We start from the raw sequence: 11615 nt of genomic DNA, 5'->3' as shown, positions 1-11615 counted from the left end.
CCTGGTTTTAACTTTATATTGTATATGTTGACCTGAGCACCTTACCTTGTGAAATTTAAATCGAAAAGTAATAGAGCTGAATCTGCTTAGAGGAATCTTTCGACATGGATCGAGTATGAATGGAAGTGATTGAAACATTTGAAGGTTTGATCTATTAATTTTCAAAAGAAACTGAACGAAATGAAAAGAAATGGATAATCAGATAATATCAGGCAATCTTCGTCATAAAGTAATTTACAAATAAATAAGCTTGGATGGGATTCTAATGTTAAAAAGTATATTGATTATGATGTTATTATTACTTTCTGCCAGCGTAACATTCGCAAGCTCGGTATCAGAAGATCAAAATTCTAGTGTTACACAGCTTATCGATACACACAATACACAGCTTAACAATACACACAATACACAGCTTAGCGGTACACACAATACACAGCTTAACAATAATACACAGTTTAACAATACACAGCTTAACAATAGTACACAGCTTAACAATTGTACACAGTTTAAAGTTACACAGTTTGAAGATATTCTTCCGAAAGAAAAAGGATTCTCAGTAAGTTATATAGCATGGAGCCCTGATGGGCGATACTTACTGGTTACCTCTTCCAAATCGATTTCTTTTTCAAATAATATTCACAGGCAATATCTATTAGATATGAAGTCCCATACATTCGGAGAAATTAATTATGGAGTAAAAGAATTAAACAGTTATTCTATACCTGGAGCCGAGTGGTCTCCATCCGGAGATAAGATATATTTCCAAATCTCAAGATTTGCTGGCCCTAAATACTCTGGAAATTGTTTCGTAATTTGCAATCCCGATGGTACTGATTTGAAGGGTGTAGGGACCAACTATAATGACATTTCAGACACATTAGAAAACATTGGGAATATTGGTTTTCAGAGAAATCTTGAGTGGAGTCCTGATTCCAGTAAAATCACATTTGAATGGGAAAATCCTGAAAACCATTCAACTAAAGTGTACATTGCAAGCAAAAACGGGACAAATGCCAGCGAAATTACTTCAGATACATATCCACAGCCAGACTGGTACGACTCTGACAAGATTTTCATTACTACAGATGAAGGAACTGTAGATCTTATCAACGAGAGTGGGGACTTGATTCAGACTTTCCAGCCCGAGAATAAAAATGAAAAGTATTGCAAGTTTTCGCTCAGTCCTGACAGAAAAAAAATAATCCTTGTTTCGGGTTTACCAGGGAGCTTCAATTTGCAAACCTATATATCTAACACTGACGGTTCGGAATTGAAAGGAAACATTTCTTATTACGATGGTAGTGAACAACGTATCCTGACAAAGGAGTACTGGCAGCCAAACGGTTCACTTCTTCTGGTGAATCAGAAGGGTAATCTCTATATCGTGGAAGGAGAAGAGAACAATAAGCGTCTCTTGTATGAAGGCAATGCTAGTGAACCTCAATGGTTCCCTGATGGAAAGAAAATATTATTCGTTGAAGATAAAAATAAGCTGTATTCAATCGATGCCGACGGAACCAATTTGACCTTTATAACAAGTTTCGGACTTACATCTTCTTATTTCTGGGCCTTATTCTGTGACCCTCTTGAAAAGGTTAAACAATTTTCGATAAGTCCGTCTGGAGATATGATAGTGTTCACATCTGCCCTTTATCCAGATACCGGAAAGATCATCGAAAACGAACCAGGCCCTTCAAAATGTCAAAATGTAGCTGCTCCTTTATTCGTTGTTAATTCTAACGGTTCTAATCTCACTCAGATAACGCCTACAATAAAAGGTAGACATGACATCTTTAGAGAGTGGAGCCCCAATGGAGAACAGCTCATTATAGGGTCTATTCAGTTTTCTTCAGATATTGACTGGGAGTATAAAGAAAACTCTCTTGTAGAACTCAGCACGACGAATATCTCTTCTAACTCTTCTTCTAATTCCTCTTCTATCTGGAAAAATATACCTGTGAAGGAAATTGTAGGGAGCGAAGAGTCCAGTGCTGTTGATAAAGTCCAGGAGACAAATCCGGCTCCATAAACACGTCACAGGTTACTAAGAATAAGGAAAAAGGCAAGAATCTCCTTCCTTTTTCTTCTTATATTTTTTTACCTGTACCGGATGAACCGGCAAGCAGTATCGTTCACCAGAGCATAGATGATAGGGATTTTACAGCGGACTTGAACCTGAGTAAAAGAATGACTTTTTTTCTGGTATCACCTGTAGATGGTTCTCAGGAGGATTACTCAGCTCAATCTTCAATAAGTTCGATGGCATCTTCCGGACAGGCTTCCACACACTGGTTACACTCTATGCAGTTTTCCGGACGGGCTACAACTGCCCTTTTTACTCGGTCAATTTCTTCAATATCAAAAACTTCTGCAGGGCAAACCTCGTAGCAAGCAAGAGCCCCTGTACACTTTTTATAGTCGATTACTGGATGCATTTTCCTTCCACCGTGTTCTTTCCAGGTTAAAAAATTCAATTTGCAGTATCTAATACTAATATCGATACAATCTTGTTATTTGCCTTTTTACTGAATTTCAAGTTTACAGTTTCTTTTACCGAATTTCAAGTTTACAGTTTTTTTACTGAATTCCAACGCCTGTGAGTCTTTTACTGAATTTCAACATTGACAGTTTCTGAGCTTTCTCTATAGGGCACTATCACGAACAGTTTTCCATCGCAGTATCTCGCAACTGCTTTTTGAGGGATAACCCCACAGCAGAATGCGTAAGTTCCGGCGTATTCGACTCCGGTTTCTTCTCTTTTCGCTCTTACGAAAAATCCTTCCTCAACCATCTTTAGTTCAATATTCTCTTTCTTTACCCCAGGCAAATTAACCTGGATTTCCAGGTTTCCCTTGTCATCGGAACACGAAAATACATCAGGAGACATTTTCACCATAGCCATACTACCCCTCCCGAAGAGTCTTTCCCCGGTAAGCTATATAAGCTAATAAATTTCATCCGTATATCCGGGAATTTGGTGCAAGGTGTTAAGGCATCCGCGTCTTGGATCTCATTTTGGAACATAGACGTTTCGACATCAGATACTTGAATATTAGATGTTACGGCACAAGATTTGAATCTTAGAAGTTATGAGACTAGATATCAGAGTCTTAAATTTACGACATTAGATATCGATTTTTATTCAAGTTCTTGTTCCTAACTGCTACACAAACCCCAATAATAAAGTAAAAATCTCGATATTTATAATTTGTGAATGGATATATCGATTCATAGACCGTTTGAACCTGTATCATTCTAATTTAGAAAGATCAGATAAGCGGGTAATAAAGCTTTACTACGGATTCCTGAAGTGGGGACATTAAAGCTTGTAACTCTGTGGCTAACTTTATGGCTTGTAATTCTATGGTTAACTCTATGATGGTGATTCTATGACGGTGATTCTATGACGGTGATTCTATGACGGTGACTCTATGATGGTGACTCTATGACGGTGACTCTATGACGGTGATTCTATGATGGTGACTCTATGATGGTGACTCTATAGCTGGTAAACTTCCGTTACTTTGCTTGCAAAGGCATGGCTGCCGTCAGGGTCATTCAGCTCCATAGGTCACGATTTTTGTCAATGAAAGCACGTTGGATCTCCTTTTTTGAGGAAGTATAGATCAGGGCTGCAGGATGATAAAGTTTCAGGATCATTCTTCCTTCATGTTCCACAGGGACTCCCCATTCGAGTTTTCTTCCAGGGCAAAAGGACTTCTCGGCTGTATTACCAAGAAGGATTATGATTTTCGGGTTAAGCAGGATTATCTGAGAAAGCAGGAAGGGTTTACAGCACTCGATCTCGTTTGTCCTGGGCTTTCGGTTTTCTGGCGGGTGACATTTGACCGTATTTGTTACCATCCAGTCTTCTTCGGAAAGTCTCATGTACTCGATCATTTTATCCAGTTCTTTTCCTGCCCTGCCATAGAACGGAATCCCTGTTTCATTTTCGCTTTTCCCGGGAGCTTCTCCTATAAAGAAAACTTTCGGATTACAGGACCCTTTTCCTATGACTCTTCTGATTGCACTTTTGTGGAGCGGACATCGGGTGCATTTAATTATCTCCCTTGCAACAGTTTCGTATCCGGCTTCCACCATTATTCTGATTCTCTCTTCAAAATCTCTACGGTTATCCTTCTCATATGTCGTTGTCTTCTACCTCCTTTAATATTTTTTTATGTAATCCGATATATTCTTAAATTGTCGCCAGTTTTTGATTCTGACTTTTATATAAAACTCGTAATCCATTTCATGAGACCTGCACGCAAACAAACTTATTTATGGAAAAAATTCCATGACAAACATAACCACTATTTGATGATAAAAAATTCTCTAAAATTTGCTATTAAACTTTATTTTCTATATATAAAATCTCATTCACAAAGGTGCGCTGAGGTATGACTTCTAGAAACTTTCTTACAATAGATGATTTTGACACGCATGGAAAGACAATTCTTGTAAGAGTTGACCTGAACTCCCCTATGGATCCACAGGGTAATATTCTGGACGATATGCGGATCCGAAGCCATATTGCCACCTTGAAGGATCTTGAGGACGCAAAAGTTGTTTTGCTTGCACACCAGAGCAGGCCAGGAAAAAAAGACTTCACCACAATGAAGCCTCATGCTAACCTGATGTCCAAATATCTGGGAAAGCAGGTCCTCTATGTAGATGATATCTTTGGAACTTACGCAAAGACCAGGATTGCTTCTATGGAAAATGGGGATGTCATCCTGCTCGAAAATGTAAGGTTCTATTCCGAAGAAAGTCTCGAAAGACCTCCATCAGAACAGGCAAAAACTTACCCGGTTAAAAAACTGGCACCTTTTGTGGATATCTTCCTTAATGATGCCTTTGCCGTATCCCACAGATCTCAACTTTCCGTAGTCGGATTTACTGAGGTTCTCCCTACAGGAGCCGGAAGAGTTATGGAAAAGGAGCTCACGTCTCTGAATAGGGGGATCAAAGGAGGAGAACGGCCAACGATTTTCGTGCTCGGTGGAGCTAAAGTCGATGACTCACTCCGGGTGGCGGAAAATGTACTTGCAAACGGAGGGGCTGACAGGGTACTCCTGACAGGTGTAGTAGCAAATGTGGCGCTTGCAGCATCAGGTATAGATATCGGAAAAGTAAATCTGGATTTTATCAAATCCCAGGGCTATGAAGACCAGATCGAAAAAGCGAAAGGTATACTTGCGAAATTCAAAGATAAAGTTGGTCTTCCCAGGGACGTGGCTTTAAACGATAATAAGAAGCGGGTTGAATTACCTGTTTCGGAACTTAACTACGATTCTCTCCCTATAAACGATATTGGGCTTGAAACCATTGTGAACTTTACCAGTGAAATCGAAAGTGCAAAAACTGTTGTTTTAAATGGCCCTGCAGGGATTTCCGAAGTTGCTGATTTTGCCCTTGGAACGCACGAGATTATAAAAGCTGCTACTAAGTCCGAGTTTTCAATTATTGGCGGTGGACATATTTCGGCAGAAGTCGAGCATCTCGGGCTTGCACACCGTTTCTCTCACATCAGTACAGGCGGTGGAGCATTAATTGATTATCTCTCAGGAGTAAAGCTTCCTGGCGTTGAGGCTCTGAAGGCTGCAGCTAAGAGATATGAGGAAGCTAAGAAGATCTGATTGTTCGTTTCTTTCAAGTTCTAGCATTTATAAAAAATAAGCTTTCTATTGGGAGTTTCTTTCTGGGAGTTCTCCTCTGCCGAACTCCCTGGCTTTTCTTTTTTAAAACAATCCTTTTCATCTTCCTGCTTCTTAAAAGTAAAATTCCGGAAGTATACTTTTACTGGCTCTGATGAACATACTGTTAACTAGCTTTAACATAAATATTATCATACTAACTTAGGTAGATCATACTAGCCTAGGTTAGTGATCTACCTAGGTAGACATGCACATCTGGAGTTTGCAGCTAGTAATGGTAATGCTAGTAGCACTTACAGTTAGTACTGGTAACGGTGGAGTATTTAAGTTGATACTGGTAATACTGGTAACATATACAGTTATGCTGGTAATGATAATAATGACATCTAATACTGGTTAAGGGTTACAGGAAATAATTCAAAACAAAGTTGAGGTGTTGGTTCAAGTATGCTTACAGACGTTGAAGGCATGGCTGCAGTCAAACTTGCAAGGAAAACGATCGAATTGTTCCTCTCGGAAGAAAGGCTTCCGGAACCTCAGGAACTTGATTTTGAGCTTTCGCCGGTTTTCGGGGAGAAAAGGGGAGTTTTTGTTACACTAACGGAAAGCGGGCTTCTTAGAGGCTGTATAGGGCATCCGTTCCCGGATTCCAGACTTGAGGACGCAATTATGGATTCTGCAATTTCTGCGGCAACTCGGGACCCGCGTTTTCATCCGGTGGGAAAAGATGAACTGGATGAGATAGTTGTTGAGGTAACAGTTCTTACCCAGCCTGAAAAGATTAATGCTCCTGTAGAAGAACTTCCTGAACGCATAGAGATCGGAAAACATGGACTTATTGTAAAGCAGGGGTACTGTCAGGGACTTTTGCTTCCTCAGGTTGCCCCTGAGTATAATATGGATTCTCTCGAGTTTCTGGGCCATACCTGCCTGAAAGCTGGTCTTTCGCCTGATGCCTGGCTCAAAGGAGCCGAAGTCTCCTGTTTCGAAGGGCAGATTTTCAAGGAAAAAGAACCAAGTGGCGAGGTAATTGAGGAAAAATTGCAGTAAGACCGGAAGTTTTGATTGCCGGTATTTGCTATGGCTTTAACTTCTGATTTTTTAACTTCTGATTTTTTAACTTCTAGTTTTTAACTTCTGATTTTTTAACTTCTGATTTTTTAACTTCTGGTTTTTTAACTTCTGATTTTTTAACTTCTAGTTTTTAACTTATGGTTTTTTTAACTTCTTATTTTCACCTGTTTCAAGTTCAAAACACACTTGTATAGACTCCTTTAATTATCCATCTTCCTAAGTGGATAAAAAAATTTATATTGTTAAAAATGTATCTTTTTCATATTGTTGGCAGAATTCCTGAAGGATTTCTACTTGAGTTTCTCAAAAGCCATTTTATTCCTAACTATCAGAGATTTCCAGAATTGTTTTCGTGACCATGATCTTGATGATTATTCAAGATACGGGCTCAAGAAACAAGTTTTGAATTTTAGGATAGGCTTTTAGCTAAACTGTATAAAGTGCTACAGGAACTGACAACTACCGTGCTACAACTTACCACAAACACACCAAGTAATTTTTAGCTAAGTTAGTCAGCCAACATTAGTATTTTTACTTGCAACTAAAGGAGACAGATAAATGAAAAACCGGATATTAATACTTTTTTTTCTTGTGTGCCTTCCTGTACTGATAAACATCCCTACTGTTTTATGTATGACTCCCCCAACGGTCTACGTTTCAGGAGATAGTAGTGGTGATTTTTACTGCAATGGAACAGACGATCACGAACAGATTAATCAGGCTCTAAAGTATGTAACCGAAAACCCTGATTACACGACTGTTTATCTCAAAGGGCCATTTACATACGTTGTTAATGGCACACTTCTAATCGGTAACAATATTACTCTTGAGGGAGATTCAGATGCTGTTCTCAAACTGGTTGATAACGCAGGCTGGATAAAGAACGTACCCCTGATTCAACAGAATGACAGTTCAGGAAACCGAAATATTACTATCAAGAACTTTAAAATTGATGGAAACCGTGAAAAAAACACTAATGTTAACAGCGGAACTGATTATTACAACCTTATCCACTTGAGCAATTGTCAGAACATCGATGTATATAACATGTATCTTACCAATAACCATGGAGACGGTCTAAGAGTTAACAACTGTTCTAATATAGAATTCCATGACAATAAGGCATATTTACTGGGACATGATGTTCTATGTACCATTAAATGTTCAGCTGTGGAAGCCTATAATAATAACATAACCTGCAGAATGAACAGTGGACTGAGAGTTTATAACACAAACAATGTGAGGCTCTACGGCAATAACATCACGTCCGAAGGTTATGGAGGTGCAGGAATTCAGATCCAGAAGGAAGGAAACAGTTATAAAATGGATAATATTGAAGTGTATAATAACACGATATACAGGACTGCGCTTTCTGGAATCTGGATTTTTGGATCCGGAACTTATTCTCCTTCATCAACAAATGCCTATGTCCACCATAATCAGATCTATGATACAGGAACCAACACTAATAATGGTAATATTGGGGGAATAGTGTCTGATGGATTCAATGTCACCATTGAGAATAACGTGATTGACGGAGCCTATGGATCTGGTATTGCACAGAAAAACGTGTATTCTTCTTCACCTCTGAACGGCTCAGGATATGTTATTACAGCGAGAAATAACATTATAACAAATATCCAATCATCATTGGCTCAAGGAAATGGAGTTGGAGTAGCCAATTTCCTTAAAGATACACATTCTTTTGTTCTGCAAAACAATTGTTTCTATAACAACTCTGGTGGTAACTATTCATATGTAGACGCAGGATTGGGAGACATACAGTCAGATCCGCAGTATGCAGACAGAAATAACCGTGATTACCATTTAAAATCAAAATCAGGGCGATGGAACGGGATCGAATGGGTAAATGACGGTGTAAATTCCCCATGTATTGACGCAGGCTATCCTTTATCGGACTATTCTAATGAGCCGGAACCCAATGGAAACAGAATTAACATCGGCCTGTACGGAAATACGGGAGATGCATCAAAATCAGAAATATCAGAAATAATACTTCCTGTAGCAAATTTCAGTGCCAACAAAACAGAAGGCAAAGCGCCTCTAACTATCCAGTTTACTGATAGTTCTGAAAATGCAGCTTCTGTAAGCTGGGACTTTAACAGTGACGGAGTCAGTGATTCTGTAGACAGAAATCCAGTTTATGAGTTCACAACTGTAGGAACTTTTACCGTTAATCTGACAGCAACTAATGAAAATGGTACAAGTTCAAAGTTAGCTACAATAAAAGTTACCGAGAAATCGGTGCCAGTTCTTCCTGTGGCAAACTTCACTGCAAATCTTACTGTGCGGTTCTTTGACATATCCGCTAATAATCCAAACAAATGGAACTGGGACTTTGGAGATGGGACTAATTCAACCGAACAGAATCCTGTACACACGTTCAGTAAAGAGGGAACATACAATGTCACCCTGGTTGCAACAAATGATGAAGGGTCCAGTGAGGTAAGATCAATGATTATCACAGTAAAATCCGTACTGACGCCACCAGTTGCAAGCTTCGGTGCAAATAAGACAGAGGGAACAGTTCCTCTTACTGTGAAATTCACTGATACATCCACTCGCCGTCCAACAGGGTGGAAATGGAACTTCGGAGACGGTAATACATCAACAGTTCAGAATCCGGTATATACATTCAGTGGTACAGGAACATACAATGTCACCCTGGTTGCAACAAATGGTGACGGTTCAAGTGATGAAAGTTCAATGAATATTAAAGTAAACCGCGTACTAACTCCACCGATTGCAAGCTTCACAGCAAACCCGACCATAGGAACAGCTCCTCTTACTGTGAAGTTTACTGATACATCTACCAACAGTCCAACCAGCTGGAAGTGGAGTTTTGGAGATGATCAAACATCAACAGTTCAGAACCCTGAACATACATTCGGTGGTGAGGGAACATACAGGGTTACCTTGACTGCAACGAATGCTGATGGTTCAAGTGCTAAAAAATCAATGGACATTAAAGTAAACCGTGCACCAACACCTCCAGATGCCAACTTCACTGTGAATCAGACCGAAGGAACAACTCCTCTTACTGTGAAGTTTACTGACACATCCACTAATAGTCCAACCGAATGGAAATGGAACTTTGGCGATGGGGTTACCTCTACCGATAAAAGTCCAGTCTATACCTATACTAGTGCAGGAACATTTACTGCCACTCTGAACGTAGGCAACAAAGATGGTTATGACACCGCAAGCAAAACAATAACTGTCACTGAAGTCCCTCTGGGCTCACCAAAAGCAAGTTTTGCAGCAGCCCCTCGGATTGGACATGCGCCTCTCACAGTTAAGTTCACAGATAAGTCCAGCAATGCAACCTCAGTAAAATGGAACTTCGGTGATGGAACTACCTCTACCGAATCTAATCCAACTCATACCTATAAAACTAATAAGGTTATAGAGTTTTATACTGTGACATTAACTGTAACCAATGGAAAAGAGTCAAGTGTTGCAACCAATTATATATATGTTCTCATATAAATCCAGTGAAATCCAGTAACGAAGCCTTAATAGTGTGAGATTTTGGCAATGAGAATGCAGTAGCACCGAGCCGAATCAAGGTCATAACTACAAGGTTGCAGAGAGTTACGCTATGATATTAACTGCAATCAATGGCAAAGAATCAAATATTTCAATCAAATAATAATTGCCGAGTAATACTATAAGATATAGATTTATGCTAGCGAAAAGTAATGGCAGGCAAATCTGCCATTTTATTCTTATTTTATTCTTATTTTATTCTTATTCTTATTTCATCTAGACTTTTTATCCAGACAATTCTACCATTTTTCTGTAATTCATCTGGATTAGAAATGTTTATACGTGGTGAACTTAGGGCCTATCTGAAAAAATTCTTACAGATTCTGAAAATTCATAGGTTTTGCAAGATTTACGAGTCTTGGAGCGGATGCTTCGAATAGAAAGGAAATAAAAGAGTATTTAAGTTTTGTTTTACTGCGGGCAGTCTGCAGTTTTCAAATTCTTATTCCTGAGCCTGTCCGCAGATGTTTTATGGAGCTTGAGATTTTTTCAGGATAAAATCAAGTTAAAATCCGGTTTATCCGGATTATAGTATTGTGGTATCGAGTATTGCCCTGAATACCGGTTTATTCAATCTCGATTCTCTTCCCAGCTACAGGTTTTGTTTTCGGTAGGGTAACAGTTAAGACACCGTTTTTGAGCTGTGCACTTGACCCTTCTTCTGTTACGCCGTCGGGAAGAGAAATTTCACGGTAGTAGCGCATGAAAGACCGCTCTTTTCTAAGGTAACCTTCTTTTTCAGCCTCTTGTTCTTTTCCTTTCCCTGCGCTGATTACCAGAACATTATCCCTGAGATCTAGTTCAACATCTTCTTTGTCAACGCCAGGTAGATCGGTTGTCACAACTACTTTCTCGTCTTCTTCAATAACATCAGTCAGCGGAGAGAAAGCTTCGCTTCCGAATCGACCTTCCGTTGCGGGAAAAGCTCTGAACATATGTTCCATATAGTTCTGCATCCTTCTTATCTCATCAAATGGGTCCCAGCTATACATATCACGGTCTGTTCTTTTTATTGGAAATTTCATATACAGATTCCTCCTTATTCAATTCCAGGATTCCTTGATCGTAAGCTTTCCCCATTTCGGATTTCAGGATTGCTTTTCTTTCGGTTTTCCTGGGTTTTATTTGTCTTACAGTGGTTTTGATCTGTAAATTCAGTCCAGAACAGTTATTATCCATCTCTCCAGAGAACAGCCTGAATTACGGGAAAGAAATAACGACGGAGGTACGTTTTTATCTTACCCGTTTTTTACAGGCACGATAATGAGAGTTCAAGACTCCCATACTCTTCAGGAAGAAGGGACAAATCCGTTT

Annotated in this window: 9 protein-coding genes; 4 read left to right on the top strand and 5 right to left on the bottom strand. The window is 39.3% G+C overall.

Translation table 11 applies throughout. From position 1 onward, the window contains the following. The first annotated feature begins 265 nt into the window (after positions 1-265). Positions 266-2029: a TolB-like translocation protein gene (locus tag MSBR3_RS13665; RefSeq protein ID WP_052723413.1), complete on the top strand. Its 1764-nt coding sequence runs from the start codon at positions 266-268 to the stop codon at positions 2027-2029. Positions 2030-2240: 211 nt separating this feature from the next. Here the strand turns inward: MSBR3_RS13665 and MSBR3_RS13660 are convergent, their stop codons facing one another. The 3 genes from MSBR3_RS13660 to MSBR3_RS13650 all read right to left on the bottom strand — a co-directional run bounded on the left by MSBR3_RS13660 (position 2241) and on the right by MSBR3_RS13650 (position 4101). Continuing rightward, positions 2241-2435 carry a 4Fe-4S dicluster domain-containing protein gene (locus tag MSBR3_RS13660; protein WP_048108794.1) on the bottom strand — a complete coding sequence of 65 codons (195 nt, stop codon included), beginning with the start codon at positions 2433-2435 and terminating at the stop codon, positions 2241-2243. A 170-nt stretch (positions 2436-2605) separates the two neighbouring features. After that, positions 2606-2902, bottom strand: coding sequence for an Hsp20/alpha crystallin family protein (locus MSBR3_RS13655; protein ID WP_048108793.1), 297 nt, complete (start codon positions 2900-2902; stop codon positions 2606-2608). 656 nt (positions 2903-3558) lie between these two features. After that, a complete protein-coding gene (locus tag MSBR3_RS13650) occupies positions 3559-4101 on the bottom strand; it encodes a uracil-DNA glycosylase (protein WP_048108792.1) in 543 nt (180 codons plus the stop codon). 299 nt (positions 4102-4400) lie between these two features. Here MSBR3_RS13650 and MSBR3_RS13645 point away from each other — a divergent pair, with 299 nt between their 5' ends. The 3 genes from MSBR3_RS13645 (at position 4401) to MSBR3_RS21125 (ending at position 10241) form a co-directional block, all read left to right on the top strand. Continuing rightward, positions 4401-5639 carry a phosphoglycerate kinase gene (locus MSBR3_RS13645; protein WP_048108791.1) on the top strand — a complete coding sequence of 413 codons (1239 nt, stop codon included), beginning with the start codon at positions 4401-4403 and terminating at the stop codon, positions 5637-5639. A 465-nt stretch (positions 5640-6104) separates the two neighbouring features. Then, positions 6105-6707: a TIGR00296 family protein gene (locus MSBR3_RS13640; protein WP_048108790.1), complete on the top strand. Its 603-nt coding sequence runs from the start codon at positions 6105-6107 to the stop codon at positions 6705-6707. Positions 6708-7289: 582 nt separating this feature from the next. After that, a complete protein-coding gene (locus MSBR3_RS21125) occupies positions 7290-10241 on the top strand; it encodes a PKD domain-containing protein (RefSeq protein ID WP_080942308.1) in 2952 nt (983 codons plus the stop codon). A 626-nt stretch (positions 10242-10867) separates the two neighbouring features. Here MSBR3_RS21125 and MSBR3_RS13630 read toward each other — a convergent pair. Both MSBR3_RS13630 and MSBR3_RS13625 read right to left on the bottom strand, forming a co-directional pair. Then, entirely contained in the window at positions 10868-11326 is a 459-nt protein-coding gene (locus MSBR3_RS13630) for an Hsp20/alpha crystallin family protein (protein ID WP_048108789.1), read from the bottom strand. Further along, entirely contained in the window at positions 11295-11480 is a 186-nt protein-coding gene (locus tag MSBR3_RS13625; RefSeq protein ID WP_048108788.1) for a hypothetical protein, read from the bottom strand. The genes MSBR3_RS13630 and MSBR3_RS13625 overlap by 32 nt, the downstream gene beginning before the upstream one ends. Positions 11481-11615: the final 135 nt, after the last annotated feature.

It is taken from the genome of Methanosarcina barkeri 3 (genome assembly GCF_000970305.1).
Classification (GTDB): domain Archaea; phylum Halobacteriota; class Methanosarcinia; order Methanosarcinales; family Methanosarcinaceae; genus Methanosarcina; species Methanosarcina barkeri_A.
The sequence above is the reverse complement of the archived record's forward strand: the minus strand, read 5'-3'. Positions and strand labels throughout refer to the sequence as shown.

Excerpts from the sequence above, each read along its gene's own strand:
- MSBR3_RS13655 (WP_048108793.1), bottom strand. The coding sequence starts at position 2,902 with ATGGCTATGGTGAAAATGTCTCCTGATGTATTTTCGTGTTCCGATGAC.
- MSBR3_RS13665 (WP_052723413.1), top strand. The coding sequence starts at position 266 with ATGTTAAAAAGTATATTGATTATGATGTTATTATTACTTTCTGCCAGC.
- MSBR3_RS21125 (WP_080942308.1), top strand. The coding sequence starts at position 7,290 with ATGAAAAACCGGATATTAATACTTTTTTTTCTTGTGTGCCTTCCTGTA.
- MSBR3_RS13650 (WP_048108792.1), bottom strand. The coding sequence starts at position 4,101 with ATGGTGGAAGCCGGATACGAAACTGTTGCAAGGGAGATAATTAAATGC.
- MSBR3_RS13630 (WP_048108789.1), bottom strand. The coding sequence starts at position 11,326 with ATGAAATTTCCAATAAAAAGAACAGACCGTGATATGTATAGCTGGGAC.
- MSBR3_RS13660 (WP_048108794.1), bottom strand. The coding sequence starts at position 2,435 with ATGCATCCAGTAATCGACTATAAAAAGTGTACAGGGGCTCTTGCTTGC.
- MSBR3_RS13625 (WP_048108788.1), bottom strand. The coding sequence starts at position 11,480 with ATGGATAATAACTGTTCTGGACTGAATTTACAGATCAAAACCACTGTA.
- MSBR3_RS13645 (WP_048108791.1), top strand. The coding sequence starts at position 4,401 with ATGACTTCTAGAAACTTTCTTACAATAGATGATTTTGACACGCATGGA.
- MSBR3_RS13640 (WP_048108790.1), top strand. The coding sequence starts at position 6,105 with ATGCTTACAGACGTTGAAGGCATGGCTGCAGTCAAACTTGCAAGGAAA.